Below are 25,905 nucleotides of genomic sequence, written 5' to 3'. Positions count from 1 at the left end.
CACTCATGCCTGGCCGTCCGGCTGGAGCTGCTGGGCCTGACGGTAGACGTGCGCCATCCGCTGCCCCACCGTGAAGATCGACACGGCGGCGAGCAGCCAGAGCGCGATCTCCAGGGCCGGATCGACGCCGACACCGGTGAGGATGCCGCCGACCCCGACGATCAGCAGTCGTTCGGTGCGCTCGGCGATGCCCACGTTGCAGGTCATGCCGAGCCCTTCGGCGCGGGCCTTGACGTAGGAGACGAGGCCTCCGACGGCCAGGCAGACCAACGCGGCGGCCACCCCGGAGTGGTCGCCCTGCGTGGCCAGCCAGTACGCGACAGCGCCGAAGACGGCGCTGTCGGCTACCCGGTCCATGCTTGAGTCGAGGAACGCGCCGAACCTGGTGGAGCCGCCGCTCATCCGGGCCATCGTCCCGTCGAGCAGGTCGGTGAGCGCGAACAGGGTGACAATCAGCGCGCCCGCGACCAGGTGGCCGCGGGCACCGAAGCCGAGCGCGCCGACGAGCACACCAACGGTGCCCGCGACAGTGACGGCATTGGGGGTGACGCCCGCGCGCAGCAGGGCGCGGGCAATCGGCTCGACGACGCGGGTCATCCCCGCGCGGGCCGACACTTGGAAGATCTTCGCCATGGCGGTCCCCACGATAACGGTCCGCCCAGCTCCGGCGATACGGACGGTACCGCCGACCCGCCCGGGGGAGGCTTGTGCCTACCCGGCAACGGGTGTGAGATCGGGTCGGGAGGTGAGCCAGCTCACCCGTCCACCCGTCCCGTTCCCGCTGTGCAGCAGACCACCGGAGGATATCGCCGCGCACTCGCCCCGGGCCGCTACCCGTCGCGCGGCGGTCGCCACCACCACCGGCTGAGGGAGGTGCGCCCCATGGCGCAGAAGAGTCACGACAAAGGTCCCACCGGCGGCACGCCAGTGGTGACCGAGCCCGAGCGGGTTCGCAACGTGGTGCTCGTCGGGCATTCCGGGGCGGGCAAGACCACACTGGTCGAGGCCCTGCTCGCGGCGACCGGCACGATCGGCCGCGCCGGCACCGTCGTCGACGGCACCACCGTCGGCGACCACGACCCCGCCGCCGTACGCCAGCAGCGCTCGGTCAGCCTGTCCTGCGCGCCACTGCTGCACAACGGCATCAAGGTCAACCTGCTGGACACCCCCGGGTACGCCGACTTCATCGGCGAGCTGCGCGCCGGGCTGCGAGCCGCCGACGCCGCGCTCTTCGTGGTCTCCGCGGCGGGCGGCATGGACGCGGCCACCGTCGCGCTGTGGGAGGAGTGCGCAGCTGTCGACATGCCCCGCGCTGTCGCGGTGGCCCGACTGGACCAACCCCGCGCCGACGTCGACGAGACGGTGGCGCTCTGCCAGCGCCTCTTCGGTGACAACGTGATGCCCCTCTACCTGCCGATGCTCGGCGACGACGGGGTCTCCACCGAAGGGCTGCTGGGCCTGATCACCCGTCGGGTCTTCGACTACAGCGCCGGGCTCCCCGCCGACGTCCGCGACCCGGACCCGGAGCACCAGCGGGCCATCGACGAGTCCCGCGACGAGCTGATCGAGGGGATCATCGCCGAGAGCGAGGACGAGACCCTCATGGACCGCTACCTCGACGGTGAGGAGATCAGCACCGAGGTGCTCATCGACGACCTGGAGAAGGCAGTCGCCCGGGGGCACTTCTACCCGGTGGTGCCGGTCTGCGCCCAGACCGGCGTCGGGCTGGATGTGCTGCTGGAGGTGCTGACCGCCGCGTTCCCGTCGCCGCTGGAACACGAGCTGCCGGCGGTGACCGGCGTGGACGGCTCGCCGCGTCCGCCGCTGAACTGCGACCCGGCCGGGCCGCTGGTCGCCGAGGTCGTCAAGACCACAGTCGACCGCCACGTCGGTCGGGTCTCGCTGGTCCGGGTCTTCTCCGGCACGCTGCGCCCCGACCAGACGGTGCACGTCTGCGGGCACGGCATGGCCGAACGCGGGCACCCCGACCACGACGCCGACGAGCGGGTCGGGCACATCTACACCCCGCTGGGCGCCACACTGCGTGAGGTGTCGCTCTGCGTCGCCGGTGACATCTGCGCGATCACCAAGTCGGGCAGCGCCGAGACCGGCGACACCATCTCGACCACTGACGACCCGCTGCTGATCGCCCCCTGGGAGATGCCGGAGCCGCTGCTGCCGGTGGCGATCGCCGCCCGCAGCCGCGCCGACGAGGATGCCCTGGCCCGCAACCTCGCCCGTCTGGTCGCCGGCGACCCCACGCTGCGGCTGGACCGCAACCAGGAGACCCACCAACTGGTGCTCTGGTGCATGGGTGAGGCGCACGCTGACGTGGTGCTCGACCGGCTGCGCGCCGGCGGTGTCGAACTGGACACCGAGCCGGTCAAGGTGTCGCTGCGCGAGACCCTGACAGTGCCCGCGAAGGGACACGGCCGCCACGTCAAGCAATCCGGCGGCCACGGCCAGTACGCGGTCTGCGACATCGAGGTCGAGCCGCTACCCCGCGGCAGTGGCTTCGAGTTCGTCGACCGGGTGGTCGGCGGTGCGGTGCCGCACAACTACATCCCCTCCGTGGAGAAGGGCGTCCGCGCCCAACTGGAGCGCGGGCTGGTCGCCGGGCACCCCGTGGTGGACCTGCGGGTGACCCTGGTCGACGGCAAGTCGCACAGCGTCGACTCCTCCGACGCGGCCTTCCAGACCGCTGGCGCGCTGGCGCTGCGCGACGCCGCCGAGCGTGGCCAGCCGGCCCTGCTGGAGCCGATCGACGAGGTCACCATCAGGGTTCCGGACGGTTCGGTGGGCACCGTGCTGGGCGACCTGTCCGGCCGACGCGGCCGGGTGCTCGGCACCGAACCGGACCAGGACACCGAGGGCCGCACCCTCGTCCGCGCCGAAGTGCCGGCCACCGAACTGCTTCGGTACGCCGTCGAGCTGCGCTCCATGACGGCCGGCACCGGCACCTTCCGCCGTCACTTCGTCCGCCACGACCCCATGCCCGCCCACCTGGCCGACCAGACCCGCAAGGAACAACTCCCCTAACCCCCAACCCCGCCCCGCCCCGCCCCGCCCCGCCCCGCCCCGCCCCGCCCCGCCCCGCCCCGCCCCGGCGATCTTGCACTTTCGGTCGTCCTTATGTCGCTCTCACGGCATAAGTCCCCGCAGAAAGTGCAAGATCGGCGAGGGTTGGCCCGCCCTTCCATGATCGACGCAGGAGGGGGCACGCGGGGAGGGCTATGGGTGGACTGTGGGGTGGGTGGGGCGGGGCCAGTGGGGGCGATCGGCGTCGCGGAGGGCTGCGGTGCGTACGGCGGCGAGCTGACGCTCCACCTCGACGAACTGGTCCGCCGGCAGCGGGCCCCGGTGCAGCGCGGCGGCGTTCTCCTCGACCTGGGCGACCGTACGACAGCCCGGGATCGGAATGGTGCGACCGCTGCGCGCCCAGATCCAGCCCAACGCGCCCTGGGCGAGGGTGCGCCCGTCGGCGGTGAGCGCGGCACGAACCGCGCCGACCCGACGCAGCCACTCCGGTGCCGGCCGGCCACCCCGGAACCACTCCAACCAGCCCGGGGCCAGCCCGCGTACGTCGTCGCGGGGCAACGTCGACCCGGCCGTGTACTTGCCGGTGAGCAGCCCCATCCCGAGCGGACCCCGGTTGACGCTGGCCAGGTCGTACTTGTCGCAGACGGCGAGCAGCTCGGGTGCGTCGCGCAGCACCGACAGGGCGTGCTGCACGGCGGTGGCACCGGCGGCGGCGTGCCCGAACGCGGCAGCCCGGTCGGTGCGGTCGGTGCTCCACCCGTACGCGCGGATCAGGCCCTCGGCCACCAGGTCCTCGCAGGTCCCGATCAGCGCCTGCGCCCTCGGCACCGACAGCTCGGCCAGGTGCAGCTGATAGAGGTCGATCCGGTCGGTGTTCAACCGGCGCAGTGAGGCGGTCACGGCACTGCGCAGGTACCCGGGCGACGCGTCCTCGCCGGTGGCCTGCCGGCTCGCCTCGTCGAAGGTGTAACCCCACTTGGTGGCGATCACGGCGTCGTCGCGGCGGCCGGCGAGCGCCCGACCGAGCACCCGCTCACCGTGCCCGGCCCCGTACGTGTCGGCGGTGTCGAAGAGGGTGATCCCCAGATCGAGTGCCCGGCGTACCGCCCGCACCGACTCGTCGTCGTCGACAGCGCCCCAGCCCAGTGGCTGAGTGCCCTCCGCCCAGGGTCCGCCGATCGCCCAGCACCCCATGCCGAGGGCGCTGACCTCGATGCCGCTGCGCCCCAACACCCGTGTCGTGACTGCCATCGGCCGATCGTGCCACCTTCGACGGGCCGGGGCGTAGCAGATCCGCGGGCGGACACTCGGGTGCACGGAGACGGTCACGGTCCGGCATGATCAACGCCATGCGACGGCTCGGAGTGGACATCGGCGGAGTGATCATCGAGCCGGCCGACGACGACGCGGACACCTCGTTCTTCGGCGCGCACTACCTGCGTACCCCGGCCGTCGTCGGGGCGTTCGACGCGCTCGCGGCGCTCGGCCCGGCGTTCGACGAGGTGCACCTGGTGTCCAAGTGCGGGGAGGCCACCGAGCGGCGCACCCGGGAGTGGCTGGCCCACCACGACTTTCCGGCGCGCACCGGCGTCCCGGTGGAGCGGGTGCACTTCTGCCGCACCCGACCGGACAAGGCGCCGATCGCCAGCCGCCTCGACCTGACCCACTTCGTGGACGACAAGCTTGAGGTGCTCGGCTATCTCGACTCGGTGCCGCACCGCTTCCTGTTCCGGCCCCGAAAGGCCGAGGTCGCCGCGCACGCCGCGCTGCTGCCCCGCGTACACCGGGTGGAGAGCTGGTCGGAGCTGACGCCGTTGTTGCGCGCCGACTAGCCGGACCGGTGCGCGGGTCGCGCGACCGGCGCGGCGCGGCCGGCGGCGGTCAGGACGGCCAGGCGCGGGCGAGCAGGTCGCGGGTGTCGCCGAGCAACTGCGGCAGGACCTTGGTGCGGCCGATGACCGGCATGAAGTTCGCGTCGCCGCCCCAGCGGGGCACCACGTGCTGGTGCAGGTGCGCGGCGATGCCGGCGCCGGCCACCCCGCCCTGGTTCATGCCCAGGTTGAAGCCGTGGGCGTTGCTGACCTTGCGGATCACCCGCATGGCGGTCTGGGTGTACGACGCCAGCTCGGTGGTCTCCGGCACGTCCAGGTCGGTGTAGTCGGCGACGTGCCGGTAGGGGCAGACCAGCAGGTGCCCCGGGTTGTACGGGTAGAGGTTGAGCACCACGAAGACGTGCTCGCCCCGGGCCACCACCAGGCTCTCCTCCGGAGGCAGCTGCGGCCCCCGGCAGAAGGGGCACCCGGTGGGCTTCTCGTAGCCCTCGGCCGGGCGGTCCTCGCCGGAGATGTAGGTCATCCGGTGCGGCGTCCAGAGCCGCTCCAGGCCGTCCGCCATGCCGTCACTGTCCGTGTGCCGTTCCGCCCCTGTCACGAGCCGATCCTACGGAGCCCCGGGGGCAGGCCGCGACACCCGCCTTTCGGGTAACCCGGGACTGCAAGTTCTTGACGGATCAAAGTCGAAGCATGAAACTTCCATGCATCCACGTACTTCCATGCATTGATGGAGGGCTCCATGTTCCGACGGCTCGGCAGATTCCTCGCGGCACTGGCGTTGACCGCCGCCACTACAGTGGCCGGCGTCACAGTCACCGCCGGCGCGGCCCAGGCGGACGGCTGCTACACCTGGGGACGCACCCTGTCCCAGGGGGCATCCGGCGAGGACGTCCGGCAACTCCAGATCCGGGTCGCCGGCTACCCCGGCTACGGCGCGGTGCTCACCCTCGACGGCGCGTACGGCCCAGCCACCCGATCGGCGGTGATCCGCTTCCAGCAGGCGTACGGGCTGCCCGCCGACGGCATCGCCGGCCCACAGACGTTCAACCGGCTCTACGCCCTCCAGGACGACGACTGCACCCCGGCCAACTTCAGCTACCCCGAACTGAACAAGTGCAACAGCGACTGGTCCGGCGGCGCGGTCTCGGCAAGCACCGCCCGGTTCAACGCGCTCGTCTCGATGTGGAAACTCCAGGCCATGCGCCACGCCCTCGGCGACGTGACCATCGCGATCAGCAGCAGCTTCCGCAGCTACGCCTGCAACAGCGCCGTCGGCGGAGCGTCGAACAGCAGACACCTGTACGGCGACGGGGTGGACCTGGTCGGCTCCCCGTCGTTCTGCCGGCTGGCGCAGCAGGCCCGCAACCACGGCTTCGGGCAGATCCTCGGCCCCGGCTACCCCGATCACAACGACCACACCCACGTGGCAGCGGTCGGAGGCTGGTCAGCGCCGAACTGCGGCATCTGACACCCGCCACCGCTCCCGGGCGCAGCACCCTCGCGCCACCTCCGGGCGCCGCGCTCCCGGCGCTACCCCCCGGCGCAGCGCTCCCCGCGCTGCCTCCGGACGTCGCGCTCCCGGCGCTGCCTCCGGACGCCGCGCTCTCGCGCCACCTCCTTCCTGGCGAAGATCGCGCTCGAACATGGAAGTAGTGGCTTCCCCCACCGGGGAGGCCACTACTTCCTGGATCGAGCGCGATCATGCAGGGCGCGAGCGCCGCGCGGGCCGCGAGCGGGCCCCGTCGAGCGGGCCCCGTCGAGCGGGTTGCGGGCGAGCCGCGGGCGGGTTGCGGGCGGCGCGCTGGCGGCGCGCAGTGGTGCCGTTTACTCCGCGGCGGCGGACGGGCCGATGTTGGTCCGTGAGCTGACCACGTCCAGCACGTGGGTCACCGCCTCGGCGACCGGTACCCCGTTGCGCTGGGAGCCGTCGCGGTAGCGGAACGAGACGGTGCCGGCGGCCACGTCGTCGTCACCGGCGATCACCATGAACGGGATCTTCTGCTGCTGCGCCGTCCGGATCTTCTTCTGCATCCGGTCGTCACCAGCGTCCACCTGGGCGCGGATGCCCTCGGCGCGCAGTGCCGCGACGAAGCCGTGCAGGTAGTCGGTGTGGTCCTCGCGGATCGGGATACCCACCACCTGCACCGGCGCCAGCCAGGCCGGGAAGGCGCCCGCGTAGTGCTCGGTGAGCACTCCGAAGAACCGCTCGATCGACCCGAACAGCGCACGGTGGATCATCACGGGCCGCTGGCGACTGCCGTCGGCGGCCTGGTACTCCAACGCGAACCGCTCCGGCTGGTTGAAGTCGACCTGGATGGTGGACATCTGCCAGGTCCGGCCGATGGCGTCACGGGCCTGCACGGAGATCTTCGGCCCGTAGAACGCCGCGCCGCCCGGGTCGGGAACCAGGTCCAGGCCGGAGGTCGCGGCGGCGGTCCGCAGCGCCTCGGTGGCCTCGGCCCAGTCCTCGTCGGCGCCGATGAACTTGGGCGAGTCGTCCCGGGTCGACAGCTCCAGGTAGAAGTCGTCCAGGCCGTAGTCGCGCAGCAGGTCGAGCACGAAGCTGAGCAGCGTGGACAGCTCGCCGGCCATCTGCTCACGGGTGCAGTAGATGTGCGAGTCGTCCTGGGTCAGGCCACGGACCCGGGTCAGGCCGTGCACGACGCCGGACTTCTCGTACCGGTAGACGGTGCCGAATTCGAACATCCGCAGCGGCAGCTCCCGGTACGACCGCCCGCGCGACCTGAAGATCAGGTTGTGCATCGGGCAGTTCATCGCCTTGAGGTAGTAGTCCGCGCCCTCAAGCTGCATGGGCGGGAACATGGTGTCCGCGTAGTACGGCAGGTGACCGGAGGTCTGGAACAGCTGCGCCTTGGTGATGTGCGGGGTGTTGACGAACTCGTACCCCGCCTCCTCGTGCCGCCGCCGCGAGTAGTGCTCCATCTCGCGGCGGATGATGCCGCCCTTGGGGTGGAAGACCGCCAGGCCGGAGCCGATCTCGTCGGGGAAGCTGAACAGGTCGAGGTCCGCGCCGAGCTTGCGGTGGTCGCGCCGGGCGGCCTCCTCCAACAGCTTCAGGTACGCCTTGAGCTCGTCGCGGGTCGGCCACGCGGTGCCGTACACCCGCTGCAACTGCGGGTTCTTCTCCGACCCCCGCCAGTACGCGGCGGCGGAGCGCATGAGCTTGAACGCGCCGATCAGGCGGGTGGTCGGCAGGTGCGGGCCCCGGCACAGGTCCGACCAGCAGACCTTGTCCTCCTTGGCGTCGAGGTTGTCGTAGATGGTCAGCTCGCCGCCGCCCACCTCCATCACCTCGTCGGTGTCCAGACCCTCGCCCTTGACCTCGATCAGCTCCAGCTTGAACGGCTCGTCGGCCAGCTCGGAGCGCGCCTCGTCCAGGCTGCCGAAACGGCGGCGGCGGAACCGCTGCCCGGACTTGATGATCTCCTGCATGCGCTTCTCGAGCTTGCTGAGGTCATCTGGCTGGAACGGCTTGGCGACGTCGAAGTCGTAGTAGAAGCCGTTCTCGATGGGCGGGCCGATACCCAGCTTGGCCTCGGGGAAGATGTCCTGTACGGCCTGGGCGAGGACGTGCGCGGTGGAGTGACGCAGCACGGTGAGCCCGTCGGGCGAATCCAGGCTGACCGGCTCGACGACGGTCTCCTCGGCCGGCGTCCAGTCCAGGTCGCGCAGCTGGCCCTGCGGGTCGCGGACCACGACGATCGCCTTGGGGCCGTTCGCGGGCAGTCCGGCCGCGGCCACCGCGTCGGCCGCCGTGGTCCCGGCGGCGACGACGACGGGGTCGGCCACGGCGGGGGTACGGGGTGCGGACACGGTGACTCCTCCAAGTGGTACGAAACGGTGCCGATCCTCGGCTCCTGCCGATGCTATCGGTCGCCCCGCCCCCGACCGGGAAGGGCACCTCCCTACCGCCGGCGTTGAACCTTTCGCGCCTCGCAGCCGAACTAGAAGGTGTGGCCGGAAACCGGTGCCGGCCGCGTCGACACGGATGGGGGCACGAGATGGCGAGCACGTACGGCGGTGGCCGTCGGCGGCGGATCATGGCGGCGACCGCGGTGACCGCCGCTGGGCTGCTGCTCTGGCCTGGCACGGCGTACGCGGCGGACGTGACGACCACCCCGAGCGAGGCCCGGCAGGGCGAGGCGGTACGGCTGGAGTTCAGCGTTCCGGAGGAACGGGCCGGCACGAAGACCAACCAGATCGAGGTACGGCTGCCGGCCGACGCGCCGATCGCCGAGGTCTACCCCATGTCGGTGAACGGCTGGGCGCCCCGGATCAGCTCCCGCACCCTGGACAAGCCGGTGGCCGGTATCCACTCCTCCGGGGTGAGCACTGTGACGACCGCGGTGACCTGGGTACGGGTCGGTGCGAGTGACCCCGGGCCGGCTCGGCTGGCGCTCTCCATGGGGCCGATGCCACAGGCCGAGCGGCTCACCTTCGAGGTCGTCCAGACGTACGCCGATGGCACTGTGGTCCGGTGGGCGGACGCCACCGGCCCGCACCGGGCCCCGACGCTCGCCCTGCTGCCGGCGGCGCCCGACGCCGCGGGTCCGGCCGCACACGGCGGGCACGCCGGCCCGGCGGCCGGCGCACCGGCCGCAGCGGACGACGGTGTGGACGCCGCACCGCCGGCCCGGGCGGACGGTGCCGACGAGGGCAGCGCCGACGGGATGCTGGCCGCCGGCCTGCTGGCCGGGCTGGGCGGCGGCGCGGCGATCGGCTGGCTGGTCAGCCGGTGGCGCCGACGCGACCCTAACGAGGCCACCGCGCTCGCCGAGGTGACCGGCGACCCGGACGAGGCCGCGACGCTGGCCGAGATAACCGGCCGCGCAGACAGCTCCGCAACGCCAGACCCGACGCCCGCCAACCCGCAGCCCGCCGAACCGCAGCCCGCCGACCCGACGCCCGCCGACCCGCAATCCGCCGACCCGCAGCCGGCTGTTCCCGCAGCATCGCGGTGATCCACTCGGCTTTCAGGAAACCGCGGCATCCCCGCCACCCGGACGACCCGATTTGCAGAAAGCCGAGTTGATCGTGGGGCAGCGCCCGCCCACGGCAGCCCGGTGGACCAGACAGCCCTCGGGGTCAGGGGAGCCAGGTAGGTAGCGGCTCGCGGGAGGCCAGCCACTTCTCGGGCACCCCGCCCGGGGTGCCGACGCCGGTGTGCGCCGCCACCACAGCGCCGACGATGGCGGCAGTGGTGTCCACGTCCCCGCCGGCCCGTACGCACGTCTGGATGGCCGCCGGGTAGTCGTCCAGGTGCGTGGCGGCCACCCAGAGGGTGAACCCGACGGTGTCCTGGGCGGTCACCCGGGAGCCGTTGCCGAGCGCCGCCACCACCCGGGGCAATGGCCGGCCGAGCAGCCCGGCAGCCCGGGACACGCCCCGATGCACCTCGGTGCCCGGGTCGAGCGCGGCGGCGATCCCGGCGAGCAGCCGCTCCGGGGACGGCCGGTGCCCGTCGAGGCGGGCTCGGGCGGCCAGCGCGGCGGCGACGGCGACAGCGACAGCGCCGGCGACCCCCTCCGGGTGCGCGTGCGTCACCTCGGCGGACGCGCGCGCCTGTGCCGCGGCGCGCGCTGTCGAGTCGGCGAAGTACGCGCCCAGCGGGCCGACCCGCATCGCCGCGCCGTTGCCGCAGGAACCCTGCCCGTCGAAGGCGGAGGCGGCGGCCAGCGGCCACGGGGTGCCGGCGCGGATCAGCCCCAGGATGAGCATCGCGCCCGCGCCGTAGCCTCGGCGCTCAGTGCATCGCCCGGCGAAGGAGAGGGCCAGCCGGTCCCGGTCGATGCCGCCGGAGTCGGCCAACTCAGCGAAGACCGAGCAGGCCATTTCGGTGTCGTCGGTCCATTCCCAGGGCGCTGGCGGCAGCGCGTCGGCGGCGAGATCCACTGGCGCCGGCCCCGGCAGGAAGTACTGCGCGCCGAGCGCGTCGCCGGTGGAGAGACCGGCGAGGCTGTCCCGGGCGAGCGCCAGGCGGGCATCGGCGAACAGGGTGAACGACATCGTCGTACCAGCTTGCCCGGTCGCCAGGCACGCCGCAACGCGATCAACTTGCCAGGCCAAGTACGGTCTTGTCGTGGCCTCCGTGCTCCTGGTCGAAGACGATCACGTCGTACGCGGCGCGATGCTGCGGTCCCTCACCGACCGGGGGCACGCCGTGCACGCCGTGGGTACGGCGTTGGACGCCCTGCGTCGGGTCGCCGCGGAGACACCCGACCTGGTGGTGCTCGACCTCGGCCTACCCGACCTGGACGGCTCGGACGCGCTGCGGATGTTGCGCGGCATCACCGACGTTCCGATCATCATCGCCACCGCCCGCGACGACGAGCAGTCGGTCGTCAAGCTGCTGCGGGCCGGCGCCGACGACTACATGGTCAAGCCGTTCACCGGGGCGCACCTGGACGCCCGGATCACCACAGTGCTGCGCCGGGCCGGCCGGGCCAGTCGGTCCGTGCAGCCGGCTGTGCACAGTGTCGGCGGGCTGCGGGTGGACGTGGGCGAGCGCAGCGCCCAGCTCGACGGGGAGCCGCTGGCGCTGACCCGCAAGGAATTCGACCTGTTGGCGTATCTCGCCGCACGACCTGGGCGGGTAGTGTCCCGCCGGGAACTCTTGGAGGAGGTATGGCGGCAGCCATCGGTCGGCGAGGATCAGACCATCGACGTTCACCTGTACTGGCTCCGCAGAAAGATGGGCGAGTCCGCGGCGAAGCCGCGCTACCTGCGCACCGTGCGGGGGGTCGGATTCCGGCTGGTGGCACCGGACTGAGGACGGCGCTGGCCCTGCTCACGGCCGGCATGTGCAGTCTCGTGGCGCTCGCGTTCCTGATCCCGCTCGGGCTCAGCCTGCGCGAGCAGAGTCGGGACGAGGCGATCGCCGACGCGGCGCGGCGCAGCGCGCTGGTGACGGGCGCGCTGGCGGTGAGCACCGACCCGGCGGTCGTCGAGCGTGCCGTGGTGGCCAGCGCCGAAGGCGCCCCCACCCGGCCCGTTGTGCACGGGTTAGGGTTGGACGAAACCGCTGGTCGGGCCAGCGGCAGCGACCTGGACCGGGCCCGCTCCGAGCGCCAGTCGTTGGTAGTCGACGTCGACGGGGGTGCGGCCCGGCTCGATCCGGTCGTCCTCGGTGACCGCACAGCCGTGGTCGAGGTGTTCCTACCGGAGTCGACGCTGGGCGAGGGCGCCGGCGGCACCTGGTTGCTGCTGTTCGCCGTCGGCGCGGCGATGGCCGGCGCGGCGGTGCTGGTGGTCGACCGGGTCGCTGCCCGCGCGGTGGACTCCACCCGCGGTCTGGTCAAGGCCGCGCTCTCCATCGGCGACGGCGACCTCGGCGTACGCGTCGAGCCGACCGGTCCGCGCGAGCTGGCCGAGGCCGGGTACGCCTTCAACCGGATGGCGGACCGCCTGGACGCGGCCCGCACCGACGAGCGGGAGTTGGTCGCCGACCTGTCTCATCGTCTGCGTACCCCGTTGACGGTGCTGCGGTTGGACGCGGAGGCATTGGAGTCCGACGACACCAGCGTGGGTTCGTTCAGCCCGGCGGAGTTGGACCGGCTGCGCGGGATCCGGCGGATCCGGCAGGCGATCGTCACCCTGGAGGGTGAGATCGACGTGCTGATCAAGACGACCCGTAAGACGGTGGCGCTCGAGGCCGGGCCGGCGATGTGCGACGTCAGCGAGGTGGTCCGGGACCGGATGGTGTTCTGGGCGGCGTTGGCCGGCGACCAGAACCGGCCGCACCGGGTCAACGGCGCCCAGCTGCGTATCCCGGCGCCGGTGCCGCGGGCCGAACTGGCCGCCGCGCTGGACGCGGTGATCGGCAACGTTTTCCGCTACACCCCGCAGGGCACCGCGTTCGAGGTGGCGGTGTCCCGGCGCGACGGTTACGTGGCGATCCGGATCGACGACGCCGGCCCCGGCATCGCCAACCCGGACCGGGCGCTGCGCCGGGGCGCCAGTGACCAGGGCTCGACCGGGCTCGGGCTGGACATCGCCAAGCGGGTCGCGTTGCAGGCCAACGGCTCGGTGAGCATCGACCGCGCCCGGCTGGGCGGGGCCAGTGTGGTGATGCTGCTCGCCGACCCGGAGGCGACGCCCCGGCAGGTCAGCCGCTTCGGTCTGGTCGGTCGGATGGCGCGCGACGCCCGGGACACGAAGGCCACCGGACGTCGCTGGCCCCGCCAGCGCCCCACCGACGACTGACCCGACCGGACCCGGGGCTGTGCGCCGGCGCAAGTCTTCCTTAGATCGCGGTTAACGACCGCGTCGGATCGGCTGCGGGCTGACAGGATCACAGCACGAACCCACCAGTTCCACCGGCCGAGCGCACCACGCACCCCCGGCCGGTGGAGCCGCGCGCGCGGCGGGAGCCACAGGTCCCCCCACACCCACGCTCCCGCCGCGCGCCCTGCTCAACCAACCGGCCCGGCTCAACCAACCGGCCCGGCTCAACCAACCGGCCCGGCTCAACCAACAGGCCCGGCTCAACCAACAGGCCCGGCTCGGCCAACCGGCCCGGCCGGCACCCGAGCGGCCGATCGGCTCAGCCGGCGGTGGCGAGGTACGCGTCGATCTCGGCGAGGATCCGCTGCTGGCCGGCGGCGTCCAGGAAGGACGCGGTCACCGCGTTGCGGGCCAGCCCGGCCAGCCCTTCGGCGCCGACGCCGAGCAGGCGGGCGGCCACCGCGTACTCGTCGTTGAGGGTGGTGCCGAACATCGGCGGGTCGTCGGAGTTGATGGTGACCAGCAGCCCGGCCTCGACCAGCCGGGGCAGCGGGTGCTCGTCGAGGGTGGCCACCGCCCGGGTACGGACGTTGGACGTCGGGCAGATCTCCATTCCGATCTGCCGCTCGGCCAGGTACGCGAGCAGCTGCGGGTCCTGCGCGGCGGAGATGCCGTGCCCGATCCGCTCGGCACCCAACTCGTTCAACGCGTCCCAGACGGTCTGCGGCCCGGTGGTCTCCCCGGCGTGCGGCACCGAGCGCAGCCCGGCGGCGCGGGCCTGATCGAAGTAGGGCCGGAACTGCGGTCGGGGTACGCCGATCTCCGGGCCGCCCAGGCCGAAACTGACCAGCCCGTCCGGGCGCTCGTCGAGCGCGATGCGCAGCGTCTCCTCGGCTGCCGGCAGGCCGGCCTCACCGGGGATGTCGAAGCACCAGCGCAGCTCGATGCCGAAGTCGGCCAGGGCACGCTTGCGAGCGTCCTCGATCGCCTCACAGAACGCCGGCGCGGGAATGCCCCGTCGGACGTGCGAGTACGGGGTGATGGTCAGCTCCGCGTACCGGACCTGTTGGCGGGCCAGCTCGCGGGCCACCTCGTGGGTGAGGATCCAGACGTCCTCCGGGTCGCGGATGAGATCCACGACGCTCAGGTAGACCTCGATGAAGTGCGCGAAGTCGCGGAACTCGAAGTAGTTGGCGAGCGCGTCCGGGTCGGCCGGCACGGGGGTGCGCCCCTCGTGGCGCGCCGCCAACTCGGCGACGATCCGGGGCAGGGCCGAGCCGACGTGGTGCACGTGCAGCTCCACCTTGGGCAGGCCGGCGATGAAGGTGGACAGGTCGGTCACTGGTTCTCCTGGGCATGGTCGCCGGTGCGGGCGACGACGAAGACGCGGCGGAACGGGAAGTACACCTGACCCTGCCGCACCGGGTACGCCGCGGTGAGCCGTACTCCCAGCTCGGCCCGGAAGGCGGACCAGCCGGCGGCGTCCAGTGCGGCCCGGACCGGGCGCAGCGCGGTGCCCTCCATCCAGGCCAGCACCGGGTGCTCGGCGGCGGGTCGAGCCGGCAGCAGGTGCACGTAGGTAGTCTCCCAGGCGTCCACCGCGCAGCCGGCGGCGGTCAGCAGGGCCGCGTAGTCGACCGGGTCGTCCACCGGGTCCGCGCGCAGCAGCGGGGCGATGTCGGCCCGCCAGGTCGGCCGGTTGGCGACCTCCCGCAGGGCGCGGTGCGAGTCGGCGTCGAAGTTGCCGGGGACCTGCATGGCGAGCCACGCCCCGGCGGGCAGCTCGGCGGCCCAGCGGCGCAGCAGCTCCTGGTGGCCGGGCACCCATTGCAGCGCCGCGTTGCTGACCACCACGTCCTCGTCGTCGGCCGGAACCCAGTCACGCAGGTCGGCGACCGCGAAGTCGACAGGCGCGCCGAGGGCCTCGGCCCGCTCGATCATCTCGGGTGAGGAGTCGAGGGCGCGCACCCGGCTGGTCGGCCACCGTTCGGCGAGGACGGCGGTGAGCTGGCCGGGGCCGCAGCCGAGGTCGACCACCGCCCGGGGTCGCTCGGCCGGGATCCGGGCCAGGAGGTCGTGGAACGGCCGGGATCGCTCGTCGCCGAAGCGCAGATAGGTCGTCGGGTCCCACATGGTCGCCTCCTAAACCGTACGGCCGTACTGCTGACGGTACGGCTCGCGTGGCACTGCGGCAACCCGATCACTAGGCTCGTGGGCATGGAACAGCGCAGCTTCAACCGGCTCGGCCGGACCGTTGGCGCGGTCGGCCTGGGCGCGTGGCAACTCGGCGCCGACTGGGGCACCGTCAGCGAAGACGACGCGATGGCGGTGCTCGCCGCCGCCGTGGACGCCGGGGTCACCTTCCTCGACACCGCCGACGTGTACGGCGACGGCCGCAGCGAGCAGCTGATCGGCCGTTTCCTGCGCAGCCGACCCGACGCCGGGCTGACCGTCGCCACCAAGATGGGCCGCCGCGTCGAGCAGCAGCCGGAGGCGTACACCCTGGCCAACTTCCGGCAGTGGACCGACCGCTCCCGGGCCAACCTGGGGATGGACACCCTGGACCTGGTCCAGTTGCACTGCCCGCCCACCGCCGTCTTCTCCTCCGACGAGGTCTTCGACGGCCTGGACACCCTCGTCGCCGAGAAGGCCATCGCCGGGTACGGGGTCAGCGTCGAGACCTGCGACCAGGCCCTCACCGCGATCGCCCGACCGGGGGTGGCGAGCGTCCAGATCATCCTCAACGCGGTCCGCCACAAGCCCCTGGAGCGGGTGCTGCCGGCCGCGGCGGCGGCCGGTGTCGGCATCATCGCCCGCGTGCCGCTCGCCAGCGGCCTGCTCTCCGGCCGCTACGACGAGCACACCGAGTTCCCCGCCGACGACCACCGCAACTACAACAGGCACGGCGCGGCCTTCGACGTCGGGGAGACGTTCTCCGGAGTCGACTTCGACCGAGGTCTGGCCGCCGTACGCCGGCTCGCCCCGCTCGTCGACGCGGACCGCACCATGGCGCAGTTCGCACTGCGCTGGGTGTTGGATCAGGCGGGCGTCACAGTGGTCATCCCCGGTGCCCGCGACGCCGACCAGGCCCGACGCAACGCCGCCGCGGCGACCCTGTCCCCGCTCACCGACGAGCAGTTGGCAGCCGTCCGCGAGACCTACGACGAGCTGATCCGCCCGCAGGTGCACGACCGGTGGTGACCCGCGCGCCCGGGGTGCTCGCGTCGCACCACCCGGCCGGCGATGCTGGACGGCGGCGCGCCGCCCCGGGCGGCGGAGAGGGGACGCGATGAGAGGTTGGCTTCCGCTCACCCTCGGCCTGCTGGCCGTGGTGATCGGTGCGGTGTGGACGGTCCAGGGCCTCGGCTACGTCAGCGGCAGCGTGATGACCGACGAGAAGATCTGGGCGGTGATCGGCCCGCTCGTGACGGCGGCCGGGCTGGTGGTGCTCTGGCTCGGCCTGCGCTCGCGTCGACGCTGACCGCTCGCCGCACCGGCGATCCTGAGCAGGCGAAAGCCCCGCATCCCAACCGGGATGCGGGGCTTTACCGTGACCCTTGAACCGGATCGTCCCACTGGCCGGCGGGGGCCGGCCGTCCTGCTCAGATGGGACGGACCTGCTCAGCCTGCGGGCCCTTCTGACCCTGAGCGATCTCGAACTCCACCCGCTGGTTCTCCTCCAGCGAGCGGTAGCCGCTGGTCTGGATGGCCGAGAAGTGGACGAACACGTCAGCACCCCCACCATCGACGGTGATGAAGCCGAAGCCCTTGTCAGCGTTGAACCACTTCACGGTTCCCTGAGCCATGTGTTTCTCCCTCTAAAAACTGGCGGCCGTGCACGCCGTCCGGCCGATTGGCCGTTTTTGAGCAGCGGCGCCTGAGGCGGCCCCACGAAGGAGACTTCTCTCAACCCACGCCATCTCGCAACAGCGGGGACCAGCAAATCACGGAGGTAAAAAGTCTGTCACGACCTCTCCGACGAATTTCTCCGACATGTGACCTGACGGATGCCTCAGGTGCGCTGGGCGGCGTGCGATGCCATGCGAAAGCCCCCTTCCCATCGATGCGGAAAGGGGGCTGAAGTCGCTGCTGGTCAATCCGGCCAGCTGCCGGTCATCCGGCGTACGCCGACCGCGCCGCCCCGGTCCACGGCGGCCCGGACGACAGCGAAGATGGCGCCCTGCAACGCCGCCGCGGCCAGGATCTCGCCCCAGCCGCGATCCTCGTCGGTCGCGTTGGGCGCCTCACCGTCGCCCGCGGTGACCTTCCAGACCTGCCGGAAGATCGCCCCGGCCACCGCCCCGGCGGCGAAACCCATCAACACGCCGACCGGCCGGTACGCGGCCCTGCCGATGCTCTTACTCACCTACGCCTCCCCCGCACGATCATCAGCACCACCACTGTGGCCACCGCGCCGGCCGCGATGGCCGCCCACGGCACCGGGTTGCGGCGCACCAACTCGCCCTTGTCGTACGCCTGTGCGCGTACCAACTCGCCCTTCTCGTACGCCTGCGCCCGCGCCATCCCGGCGCCACGCGCGGCCTGGCCGCGGACCCGAGCGACGGTCTGCGCCGCCTGCTCCCGCATCCGCTCCTTGGCCTGCTCGGCGGACTCCTTCAAACGCGCCTTGACGTCGGCCTTGGCGGCCAACGCCTCCATCGTCTCGCCCAACTCGACCCGGGTGCGACGGATCTCCTCGCGGAGGGCCTCAGTGTCGCCGGTCCCGTTACCGGTCATTGCCGCCCCCTGTCCTTCACCGCGGCGGTGACAGTGTCCATGTCTGCCCGGAGGCTACGGACCGTGGCCGCCGGCACCGGCGGGACGGCACGGCTGACCTGCTTCTTGCCCACCAGGGCGAGGATGCCGGCCACCAGGAAGCAGGCCACCGCCACGATCAGCGCCGCGGCCCAGGCGGGCAACACCAGGTCGAGCAGCAGGATCGCCGTGGCGACCAGCGCACCCAGACCAAAGAACGCGAGCGCGCCACCGCCGCCGAACAGGCCGATCCCGATGCCCGCGTGCTTACCCTTCTGGGTCAACTCCGCTCGGGCCAGCGTCAGTTCGTCCCGTACGAGGCGGGAGATCTGCTCGGTGGCCCGCTGCACCAACTCGGCGGTGGAGGGCTCGCTCCCGTTCTGGGATGTGCGGGCTTTCGCCACGTCAGCCATGCTGTCCTCCTTTCCTCATCACCGCGCTGTATGCCCGAAGTCGCCGCTCGTCAATCCTAAAGCGCGCCAAGCAGCTCACCGTCCCCGTTGTCCGGACGCCGCGCCGCCGATCCGCGGCCAGCCGCCGCGATCACGCCAGAGACGTCCGGCAGCACATCCCCCACCCAAGCCCGACCAAACCTCCCCCAAGGGACCCCCTCCCCCGCCCTCCCGCATCGTTCTCACGCCCTCTCCGCGCGTGATCAAGATAATTCGGTCAGGAAACGCCGGGGTGGGTGACCGAAACCTCTTGATCAACCCCGCTGGGGGAGGTGTGGGGCAGGCGATGCCGGGTGGGGCTGGCCGGCCGGTGCATGACCGCCGGGGCGGGCCGCGCGCGCAAGATCGCGCTTGATCCTGGTTGTAGTGGCCTCGGCGGGGATGGAGGCCACTACAACCAGGAAATTGCACGATCTTGCGGGGGCGGGGCGGGCCGGCGCGGCCTAGTGCGTGCCGGCGCGGCCTAGTGCGGGCCGGCGCGGCCTAGTGCGGGCCGGCGCGGCCTAGTGCGGGCCGGCGCGGCCTAGTGCGGGCGGGGGCGGGACGGGTTAGGGGCGGGTTTCTTCGGGGCCTACGAAGGCTTCGCTGCGGGCGTCGCCGTCGTCGCTGCCGCCGAAGACACGGGCGTCGTCGGGCGCCTCGGTGTCGGACGGGCGGCGGGCCGGCCGCCTCGGCTGCACCCACTGCCAGGACAGGTTGCTGGTGGAGTCGCCCAGCTCGGTGCGGAGCCGGGGCATCGCGGTCGGGCGGTTGTCCCGGATCCAGGCGACCAGGTGCTCCCGGACGAGGCAGCGCAGGTCCCACAGGCTGCCCGCGTCGGCGGCGCTGACCAGCGCGCGCAACCGGACCGTCCCGCCGGTGGCGTCGGTGACCTGGAGGACGCAGACCCGCCCGTCCCACAGTTCGGTGCCCTCGACGAGGCGGCGCAGTTCCTCGCGCATGGTCTGCACGGGCACCGCCCAGTCGACGTCGAATTCGGCGGTGCCGAGCACCGCCGCCTCCGTCCGGGTCCAGTTCTGGAACGGTTTGCTGGTGAAGTACGAGGTGGGCAGGATCAGCCGGCGGTCGTCCCAGATCTGCACCACGACGTAGCTGAGTGTCAGCTCCTCGATGCGACCCCACTCCCCCTCGACAACGACGACGTCGTCGAGCCGGACGGCGTCGCTGAAGGCGAGTTGGAGGCCGGCGAAGACGTTGCCGAGCAGGCTCTGTGCGGCGAGCGCGGCCACCACACCGACCACACCGGCCGAGGTCAGCACACCGGCACCGATGCCCCGCACGCTGGGGAACGTCATCAGCATCACGCCCACGGTCAGGATGACGATCACCGCGATGGTCAGTCGGCGCAGCATCACCACCTGGGTCCGTACCCGCCGGGCGTGCCGGTTGTCAGGTACGTCCACCCGGAACCGGGCCAGCGCGGTGTCCTCCACGACGACCAGCAGGCAGGCGACCAGCCAGGCCACCGTGGCGATGACGCCGAGGATGAGCAGGTGCAGCAGCAGTCGCCGCCAGCTCTCGCCGACACCGTAGCCGGTGGTGAAGCGGACGGCGAACTGCACGGCAAGGACCGTTGCGGCGACCTGGAACGGGCGGTGCGCGTGGTCGGTCAACTCGGTCAACAGCAGTGACCGGCGGCCGAACCGCCGGGTCAACCGGTGGACGACTTCGACCAGGAACAGGGCGACCGCCGCCGCAACGAGCGCGGCGACGGCCGTTTCGAGATAGTTCTGCACGGCTTCGGTGCTCCCCTTCGACCAGACGTCGGGCACTCCGGGCAAAAGCCCAAGAGTGCCCGATGTCCGTGGTATCGACCAGCTCAGACCTTGCGGTACCGGGACTGGAGGAAGCAGTAGACGCCGAAGGCGGCGATGCCGAGGGCGACCAGGGCCAGCAGGAACGTGCCGTAGGACTGCTCCTGCAGGGTGTGCAGGGCGGCGTCCAGACCACGGGCCTTCTCCGGGTCGTAGTTCACCGCCGCCACGATGACCAGCAGACCGGAGATGCCGTACGCGACGCCCTTGGCGATGTATCCGGCCATGCCCAGCCGGCGGGAGAGCTGGCGGGTCTTCGGGCTCATCTCGCCGGTCTTGAGGTGCTTCTCGAACTTCTTGCGGGCACCGTAGATCACCAGGCCGATGCCGATCGCGGCGACCACCAGCCCGGCCAGGCCGACCAGCCAGCGGCCACCGCTGGAGGTCATCAGCTTGCCGCTCAACGCCTCCTGCTGGTCGGCGCTGTTCGACCCGGCGTCCTTGAAGACCTTGAAGGCGGTCCAGGCGAAGTAGAGGTAGACGATCGTCCGGCCGGCCGAGGCGAGCCGTTCCAGGACCCGCTCCTTGCCGCGCTCGGCGCGGTGCCCGACCGCCGCCTCCAGCGCCTGCCAGATCGCCATCGCGAGCAGGCCGACCGCGACGGCGATGACCAGGAACTTGCCGAGGGGCTGTGCGGAGAGGGTACGCAGCGCGCCGGACTGGTCGCCGTCGTCGGACGACGTGCCGAACGCGATCTGCAACGCCAACCAGGCGAAGAGCAGGTGGACGATGCCGTAGCCGATGAAGCCGGCCCGGGCGAGGAGTTCCAGCCACCGGCTGTCCGCCGTACGGGAGGCGGTGGCTTCGGCGCTACGGGTGAGTGACATGGCGTCACAATCTCCGATTCTGAAGATTCCCAAACGTCGGCCACCGCCGCCCGCCCAGGTCAGCTGCCCGGGTTGCGCGATACGCGAATCTTGACCTGCTGGTCGGTCACGCTGTCCAGGGTGACGGCGAAGCCCCCGGCCTCGGCGGCCTGCTGGCCGGTGGTGAGGGTGAGCTGCTCACCGGCGACCTCGACTGTCACCTGGTCACCCTCGGCGCCGACCAACTTGGCCTCGATGCCCAGGATGGTGGTCCGCGCGTCGACACCTCGCTCGAAGGTGACGGTGCACGCGTCCACGGCGCAGTCGGTGGACGCGCCCTGGGAGCTGCACCCGGCGAGCACGGCGAGGCCGAGCGCCAGACCGGCGAAGAGACCGGCGGCGCGGCGAATGGGGGGAATGGGCATGGTGGCGGGTCGGTTCGTCACCTCGCCAAGAGTACGAGACATCCGCGACGCCGCCGTTGAACGGTGATCACCTGGTGGCCGACCAGGGCACGGGGAGCACCGGCTAGGGTCCGGGACATGCCGTTCGACATCGCCCGCACCCGGGCCGCGTACCCCGCCCTGACCGAGGGCTTCGTCCATTTCGACGGTGCCGGGGGCACCCAGACCGCGGCCGGTGTGATCGACGCGGTCACCGACGCCATGCGATCGGCGATCGGCAACCGCAGTGCCGCCTTCGTACCGGGCCGCCGGTCGTTGGAGTTGGTGGCCGAGGCCCGTTCGGCGGTGGCCGACCTGCTCGGCGCCGACCCGGCCGGGGTGGTGCTCGGCCCGAGCGCGACAGCGCTGACGTACACCCTGGCCCGCACGCTCGGCGCGGCCTGGCGGCCCGGCGACGAGGTGGTGGTCTCCCGGCTCGACCACGACGCGAACGTCCGGCCGTGGGTGCAGGCCGCCGAGGCGGCCGGCGCGACGGTGCGCTGGGCCGAGGTCGACAGGCACACCGGTGAGCTGCCCACGGCCCAGTACGCCGACCTGGTGGGCGAGCGGACCCGGCTGGTCGCTGTGACTGCCGGCAGCAACGCCATCGGCACCATGCCGGACGTGCCGGCGATCGCCAAGACCGCGCACGCGGTCGGCGCGCTGGTCTGCGTCGACGGGGTGCACTCGGTTCCGCACGGGCCGACCGACCTGACGTCGCTCGGCGCGGACGTGCTGGTCACCAGCGCGTACAAGTGGTCCGGTCCGCACCTGGCGGCGATGGTGGCGGACCCGGCCCGCTGGGCGGCGCTGCGCCCGGCGAAGCTGGTGCCGTCATCCGACGCGGTGCCGGACCGGTTCGAGTACGGCACGCCGAGCTTCCCACTGCTGGCCGGTGTGGCCGCCGCCGTGGATCACCTGGCCAGGCTGGACCCGGACGCGGTCGGCGACCGGCGGACGCGGCTGCGGGCCGGGCTGACTGCCGCCCAGGCGCACGAGGAGGCCCTGCTGGACCGGCTGCTCGCCGGGTTCGCCCAGCGGCCGGCGATCACCGTCTACGGCTCGCCGGCGCGGCGCTGCCCGACGGTCTCGTTCCGGGTCGCCGGGATGTCGCCGGCGGCCACCCAGGAGGCGTTGGGCGCCGCCGGGTTCTGCCTCTCCGTCGGCGACTACTACGCCTACGAGTACTTCCAACTGATGGGTCTGCGTGACAGCGGCGGCGCGGTGCGGGCCAGCATCTACCACTACAACACCGCCGACGAGGTGGACCGCTTGCTCGGCGAACTCGACGCGCTGGCCGATCCGGCGGGGAGAATGGCCGGATGAGCACCCTGGTCGAGGACAACCCGGCGAAGCACCGCTTCGAGATCCTGGTCGACGACGCGCTGGCCGGCTTCACCGCGTACCTGCCGCGCGGGGAGGTCCTGGTCTTCACCCACACCGAGGTGGACAAGAGCTTTCAGGGCAAGGGGGTGGGCGGCGCGCTGATCCGCGGCACCCTGGACCAGCTCCGGGCACGCGGCACGACAGTGGTGCCGCAGTGCCCCTTCATGGCCGCGTTCATCGACAAGCACCCCGAGTACGCCAACCTGGTGGCCGATCTTCCCTAGGGAAGGCCGGCGCCGGTGAGCACCTCGGCGGCAGCCTGCCCACTGGCCCGGGTGGCGCCGTGGGTGGCCAGGTGCACCGCCCCGGTGACCAGTTCGGGCACGCCCAACTCGACCACCACGGCGTCCGGCCGGGCGGCCAACGCGCGGTGCACGGCGTCGCGCATCCAGTCGTGCCGGTGCTGGTCGCGGACGACCAGGACCAGGGGGCGACCGCCCGCCCCGGCGCCCGGGTCCGCCGGCACGTCGGGTTCGGCGTAGCGGACGGTGCTGGTGCCGGGCAGCAGCTCGGTCAGTGGTCCGCCGATGCCCCACGGGGTCTCGGCCCCGATGGCGATGTTGCGCAGCGGCTCGAACTCGACGACGTGTGCCGCGCGGGTCAGTGGCAGCGCGACAGTCGCGCCCGGGGCGGCGGTGACCCGGACGGCCCGGCGGGCGGCGACCAGCCCGACGTGGGCGGCGCGTCCTGCGGCCGAGCCGGCGCTGCGGGCGGCCACCGTCCAGGCGGCGAGTTGACCGACGCGCTTGGCGGCCTCGGCGAGACGTTCCTCGGGCAGCTCACCGGAGACGACGGCGGCCACGATGGCGTCGCGCAGCTCGCGGGCGGACTGCTCGTCGGCCCGTTCGCCGCCGATGCAGATGGCGTCGGCCCCGGCGGCGAGGGCGCGGACCGTCGCACCGGCGAAGCCGTACCGGTCGGCGACCGCGCGCATCTCCACCGCGTCGGTGACCACCACGCCGGAGAAGCCCAGCTCGTCGCGGAGCAACCCGCCCAGGATGCGCTGACTCAGCGTCGCCGGCAGGTGCGGGTCGAGCGCGGGCACCAGCAGGTGACCGGTCATCACCGCCTGCACCCCGGCGGCCACGGCGGCGCGGAACGGGGCCAGTTCGCAGGCGTCCAGCCGGGCCCGGTCGGCGGTGATCCGGGGCAGGTCGTGGTGTGAGTCGACCCGGGTGTCGCCGTGCCCGGGGAAGTGTTTGGCGCAGGCCCCGACGCCGCCGGCCTGGAGCCCGCGGACCCAGGCGGCGGTGTGCCGCGCGACCAGCGCCGGGTCGGCGCCGAAGGAGCGGACGCCGATCACCGGGTTCGCCGGATTGGAGTTGACGTCGGCGTCCGGGGCGTAGTTGAGGGTGACCCCCGCCGCTGCCAGTTCGGCGCCGAGGTCCCGGGCGACGGCCTCGGTCAGCTCCGGGTCGTCGACAGCGCCGAGGGCGAAGTTGCCGGGTCGGGAGCTGCCGTGCACCGACTCCAGCCGGGTGACGTCGCCGGCCTCCTCGTCGATCGCCACGATGACGTCCGGCCGTTCCGCGCGCAGCGTCGCGGTGAGGGCTGTCACCTGCTCGGTGTCGACCACGTTGCGGGCGAAGAGCACCACCGAGCCGAGACCCTCGCCGAGCCAGCGGCACACCCACGGGGGTGGGGTGGTGCCGACGAAGCCGGGTTGCAGAACGGCGGCGGCGAGCACCGGGAGGTGCCCGTTGGTAGTTGTCACTCCGCCCCCTCGCAGTGATCGATGTCGATCACCGGCGACGGTGCGCCCCCGTCGATCCGCTGGTTGCGCTCGCTCATGCGGCCCCCGTACCCCATCTCTCGCGCGCCCTCGGCGCACCGCCACCGGCAGGCGGTCCTGCCATGGTCACACTGAGCGAATCAATAGTCAATAAACCTTACAGTTGCCTGGCGGCCGGCTCTCCGGGGAGAGTGCGGGGATGGATCCCGTCCTGCTGGCCGACGCGACGAGCCCGGCCGACATCCCCGGCGTACGCCTGCTCGGCCTGGTGGTCGGCGCCCTGCTGCTGCTCGCCGCGATCCGGGCGATGTTCGGACGACGCTGACCCGCCCACGGCGAGAACCGGTGTGACCGGGCGCCGCCGGGGTACGGCTCTCCCCATCAGCAGGTCCGCGCGCCGAAGGGGTAAGCCATGAAGATCGGATACTTTCTATCCAGTGAGGAGTTCACGCCAGCCGAGTTGCTGGAGCAGGCGCGCGGTGCCGAACGGGCCGGCTTCGAGGCGCTGTGGATCTCCGACCACTTCCACCCCTGGGTGGACGCACAGGGCCAGAGCCCGTTCGTCTGGTCGATGATCGGCGCGCTCAGCCAGGTCTGTTCGTTACCGGTGACCACGGCGGTGACCTGCCCGACAGTGCGGATCCACCCGGCCGTGATCGCGCAGGCGGCGGCGACCAGCGCGGTGCTGCACGGTGGGCGGTTCGTGCTCGGCGTCGGCACCGGCGAGGCGCTCAACGAACACATCTTCGGTGACGCCTGGCCGCAGGCCGACGTCCGGCTGGAGATGTTGGAGGAGGCCGTCGAGGTGCTGCGCGCGCTGTGGGGCGGCGGTTTCGTCAACCACCACGGCAAGCACTACACAGTGGAGCACGCCCGGATCTACACGCTGCCCGACGCTCCCCCGCCGATCTACGTCTCGGGCTTCGGGCCGAAGGCCATCGACCTGGCCGCCCGGATCGGCGACGGCTACGTGAGCACCATGCCCGACGGCGAGATGGTCCGGCGCTTCCGCGAGAACGGCGGCGGCGACAAGCCGTGCCAGGCCGGCTTCAAGGCGGCGTACGCGGACAGCGAGGAGGCGGGGCTGCGCATCGCGTACGAGCGCTGGCCCAACGCGGGGGTGCCGGGTGAGCTGTCCCAGGTGCTGCCCTCACCGCGGCACTTCGAGCAGGCCGCCGAGTTGGTCAGGCCGGAGATGCTGAAGGAGGCGTTCGTCTGCGGCAACAGCGTCGACGCGCACCTGGAGATGATCGACAAGTACGCCAAGGCCGGCTTCGACGAGGTCTACGTGGCCAACACCGGACCGCACTACCAGGGTCTGTTCGACCTCTACCAGCGTGAGGTCCTGCCCCGGCTGCACTGAGCCGGCGATCAACGAGCCGGCCATCGGGGGGTATGGGCG

The 25,905-nt window shown here is 72.2% G+C and carries 27 protein-coding genes; 12 read left to right on the top strand and 15 right to left on the bottom strand.

Annotated features, from left to right (window positions below; genetic code table 11):
* Positions 1–3 precede the first annotated feature (3 nt).
* Positions 4–633, bottom strand: coding sequence for a phosphatidylinositol phosphate synthase (gene pgsA / locus AB0K35_RS18705; RefSeq protein WP_238670803.1), 630 nt, complete (start codon positions 631–633; stop codon positions 4–6).
* 249 nt (positions 634–882) lie between these two features.
* Here pgsA and AB0K35_RS18700 point away from each other — a divergent pair, with 249 nt between their 5' ends.
* The gene (locus AB0K35_RS18700; protein ID WP_363886503.1) at positions 883–3,039 is read left to right on the top strand and encodes an elongation factor G-like protein EF-G2; all 2,157 of its coding nucleotides are present in this window, start codon (positions 883–885) and stop codon (positions 3,037–3,039) included.
* A 192-nt stretch (positions 3,040–3,231) separates the two neighbouring features.
* Here AB0K35_RS18700 and AB0K35_RS18695 read toward each other — a convergent pair whose 3' ends face one another.
* The gene (locus AB0K35_RS18695; protein ID WP_357361333.1) at positions 3,232–4,290 is read right to left on the bottom strand and encodes an aldo/keto reductase; all 1,059 of its coding nucleotides are present in this window, start codon (positions 4,288–4,290) and stop codon (positions 3,232–3,234) included.
* Positions 4,291–4,388: 98 nt separating this feature from the next.
* On the opposite strand from AB0K35_RS18695, the gene AB0K35_RS18690 reads away from it, so the two are divergent.
* Positions 4,389–4,871 (top strand): hypothetical protein, encoded by a 483-nt coding sequence (locus tag AB0K35_RS18690; RefSeq protein WP_238671997.1) that lies wholly within the window; start codon positions 4,389–4,391, stop codon positions 4,869–4,871.
* A gap of 49 nt (positions 4,872–4,920) precedes the next feature.
* Here AB0K35_RS18690 and AB0K35_RS18685 read toward each other — a convergent pair whose 3' ends face one another.
* Positions 4,921–5,433 carry an HIT domain-containing protein gene (locus AB0K35_RS18685; protein WP_181518504.1) on the bottom strand — a complete coding sequence of 171 codons (513 nt, stop codon included), beginning with the start codon at positions 5,431–5,433 and terminating at the stop codon, positions 4,921–4,923.
* Positions 5,434–5,610: 177 nt separating this feature from the next.
* On the opposite strand from AB0K35_RS18685, the gene AB0K35_RS18680 reads away from it, so the two are divergent.
* Positions 5,611–6,339, top strand: coding sequence for a D-Ala-D-Ala carboxypeptidase family metallohydrolase (locus AB0K35_RS18680; RefSeq protein ID WP_238671996.1), 729 nt, complete (start codon positions 5,611–5,613; stop codon positions 6,337–6,339).
* Between the two features lie 356 nt (positions 6,340–6,695).
* Here the strand turns inward: AB0K35_RS18680 and thrS are convergent, their stop codons facing one another.
* On the bottom strand, positions 6,696–8,705 hold the full coding sequence (gene thrS / locus AB0K35_RS18675) for a threonine--tRNA ligase (protein ID WP_238671995.1): 2,010 nt from the start codon (positions 8,703–8,705) through the stop codon (positions 6,696–6,698).
* A 188-nt stretch (positions 8,706–8,893) separates the two neighbouring features.
* Here thrS and AB0K35_RS18670 point away from each other — a divergent pair, with 188 nt between their 5' ends.
* Positions 8,894–9,853: a DUF1775 domain-containing protein gene (locus AB0K35_RS18670; protein WP_363886498.1), complete on the top strand. Its 960-nt coding sequence runs from the start codon at positions 8,894–8,896 to the stop codon at positions 9,851–9,853.
* Between the two features lie 124 nt (positions 9,854–9,977).
* On the opposite strand, the gene AB0K35_RS18665 is transcribed toward AB0K35_RS18670, so the two are convergent.
* Positions 9,978–10,898 (bottom strand): ADP-ribosylglycohydrolase family protein, encoded by a 921-nt coding sequence (locus tag AB0K35_RS18665; RefSeq protein ID WP_238671993.1) that lies wholly within the window; start codon positions 10,896–10,898, stop codon positions 9,978–9,980.
* A 73-nt stretch (positions 10,899–10,971) separates the two neighbouring features.
* On the opposite strand from AB0K35_RS18665, the gene AB0K35_RS18660 reads away from it, so the two are divergent.
* Together AB0K35_RS18660 and AB0K35_RS18655 are read left to right on the top strand one after the other, a co-directional pair.
* Positions 10,972–11,661, top strand: a complete 690-nt coding sequence (locus AB0K35_RS18660) for a response regulator transcription factor (RefSeq protein WP_091401712.1) — start codon at positions 10,972–10,974, stop codon at positions 11,659–11,661.
* Between the two features lie 29 nt (positions 11,662–11,690).
* Positions 11,691–13,094 carry a HAMP domain-containing sensor histidine kinase gene (locus AB0K35_RS18655; RefSeq protein WP_238671992.1) on the top strand — a complete coding sequence of 468 codons (1,404 nt, stop codon included), beginning with the start codon at positions 11,691–11,693 and terminating at the stop codon, positions 13,092–13,094.
* A gap of 340 nt (positions 13,095–13,434) precedes the next feature.
* On the opposite strand, the gene AB0K35_RS18650 is transcribed toward AB0K35_RS18655, so the two are convergent.
* Positions 13,435–14,457, bottom strand: a complete 1,023-nt coding sequence (locus AB0K35_RS18650; RefSeq protein ID WP_210785208.1) for an adenosine deaminase — start codon at positions 14,455–14,457, stop codon at positions 13,435–13,437.
* A complete protein-coding gene (locus AB0K35_RS18645) occupies positions 14,454–15,248 on the bottom strand; it encodes a trans-aconitate 2-methyltransferase (RefSeq protein ID WP_363886495.1) in 795 nt (264 codons plus the stop codon). The genes AB0K35_RS18650 and AB0K35_RS18645 overlap by 4 nt, the downstream gene beginning before the upstream one ends.
* 84 nt (positions 15,249–15,332) lie before the next feature.
* Here AB0K35_RS18645 and AB0K35_RS18640 point away from each other — a divergent pair, with 84 nt between their 5' ends.
* Complete coding sequence (locus AB0K35_RS18640; RefSeq protein WP_363886493.1) at positions 15,333–16,316, top strand: aldo/keto reductase; 984 nt, start codon at positions 15,333–15,335, stop codon at positions 16,314–16,316.
* Positions 16,317–16,404: 88 nt separating this feature from the next.
* The gene (locus tag AB0K35_RS18635; protein ID WP_238671989.1) at positions 16,405–16,596 is read left to right on the top strand and encodes a hypothetical protein; all 192 of its coding nucleotides are present in this window, start codon (positions 16,405–16,407) and stop codon (positions 16,594–16,596) included.
* A 121-nt stretch (positions 16,597–16,717) separates the two neighbouring features.
* Here AB0K35_RS18635 and AB0K35_RS18630 read toward each other — a convergent pair whose 3' ends face one another.
* From AB0K35_RS18630 to AB0K35_RS18600, 7 genes are all read right to left on the bottom strand, one after another.
* Positions 16,718–16,921: a cold-shock protein gene (locus AB0K35_RS18630; RefSeq protein ID WP_030338233.1), complete on the bottom strand. Its 204-nt coding sequence runs from the start codon at positions 16,919–16,921 to the stop codon at positions 16,718–16,720.
* Between the two features lie 287 nt (positions 16,922–17,208).
* Positions 17,209–17,481, bottom strand: a complete 273-nt coding sequence (locus AB0K35_RS18625) for a DUF4235 domain-containing protein (RefSeq protein WP_357287398.1) — start codon at positions 17,479–17,481, stop codon at positions 17,209–17,211.
* The gene (locus tag AB0K35_RS18620) at positions 17,478–17,852 is read right to left on the bottom strand and encodes a DUF3618 domain-containing protein (protein ID WP_196927356.1); all 375 of its coding nucleotides are present in this window, start codon (positions 17,850–17,852) and stop codon (positions 17,478–17,480) included. Before AB0K35_RS18620 ends, AB0K35_RS18625 begins: the two co-directional genes overlap by 4 nt.
* Entirely contained in the window at positions 17,849–18,283 is a 435-nt protein-coding gene (locus tag AB0K35_RS18615; RefSeq protein WP_030338239.1) for a phage holin family protein, read from the bottom strand. Before AB0K35_RS18615 ends, AB0K35_RS18620 begins: the two co-directional genes overlap by 4 nt.
* Positions 18,284–18,870: 587 nt before the next feature.
* Positions 18,871–20,058: a mechanosensitive ion channel domain-containing protein gene (locus AB0K35_RS18610; protein ID WP_363886490.1), complete on the bottom strand. Its 1,188-nt coding sequence runs from the start codon at positions 20,056–20,058 to the stop codon at positions 18,871–18,873.
* A gap of 83 nt (positions 20,059–20,141) precedes the next feature.
* A complete protein-coding gene (locus AB0K35_RS18605; protein ID WP_238669947.1) occupies positions 20,142–20,963 on the bottom strand; it encodes a DUF1206 domain-containing protein in 822 nt (273 codons plus the stop codon).
* 59 nt (positions 20,964–21,022) lie between these two features.
* Positions 21,023–21,388: a hypothetical protein gene (locus AB0K35_RS18600; protein ID WP_357361325.1), complete on the bottom strand. Its 366-nt coding sequence runs from the start codon at positions 21,386–21,388 to the stop codon at positions 21,023–21,025.
* A gap of 96 nt (positions 21,389–21,484) precedes the next feature.
* Between AB0K35_RS18600 and AB0K35_RS18595 the strand changes: the two genes are divergently transcribed.
* Entirely contained in the window at positions 21,485–22,711 is a 1,227-nt protein-coding gene (locus AB0K35_RS18595; RefSeq protein WP_363886487.1) for a cysteine desulfurase-like protein, read from the top strand.
* Positions 22,708–22,995 carry a GNAT family N-acetyltransferase gene (locus AB0K35_RS18590; protein ID WP_238669945.1) on the top strand — a complete coding sequence of 96 codons (288 nt, stop codon included), beginning with the start codon at positions 22,708–22,710 and terminating at the stop codon, positions 22,993–22,995. The genes AB0K35_RS18595 and AB0K35_RS18590 overlap by 4 nt, the downstream gene beginning before the upstream one ends.
* Here AB0K35_RS18590 and AB0K35_RS18585 read toward each other — a convergent pair.
* Positions 22,992–24,485 (bottom strand): glycoside hydrolase family 3 protein, encoded by a 1,494-nt coding sequence (locus AB0K35_RS18585; RefSeq protein WP_238669944.1) that lies wholly within the window; start codon positions 24,483–24,485, stop codon positions 22,992–22,994. The genes AB0K35_RS18590 and AB0K35_RS18585 overlap by 4 nt on opposite strands.
* Positions 24,486–24,702: 217 nt before the next feature.
* On the opposite strand from AB0K35_RS18585, the gene AB0K35_RS18580 reads away from it, so the two are divergent.
* Both AB0K35_RS18580 and AB0K35_RS18575 read left to right on the top strand, forming a co-directional pair.
* A complete protein-coding gene (locus AB0K35_RS18580) occupies positions 24,703–24,828 on the top strand; it encodes a hypothetical protein (RefSeq protein ID WP_255750123.1) in 126 nt (41 codons plus the stop codon).
* 87 nt (positions 24,829–24,915) lie between these two features.
* Positions 24,916–25,866, top strand: coding sequence for a TIGR03557 family F420-dependent LLM class oxidoreductase (locus tag AB0K35_RS18575; RefSeq protein WP_238669943.1), 951 nt, complete (start codon positions 24,916–24,918; stop codon positions 25,864–25,866).
* Positions 25,867–25,905 lie beyond the last annotated feature (39 nt).

This window comes from Micromonospora sp. NPDC053740 (assembly GCF_040677775.1).
GTDB lineage: Bacteria > Actinomycetota > Actinomycetes > Mycobacteriales > Micromonosporaceae > Micromonospora > Micromonospora alfalfae.
Note: the sequence above shows the minus strand (reverse complement) of the source record. Positions and strands in the feature narration are given on the sequence as shown.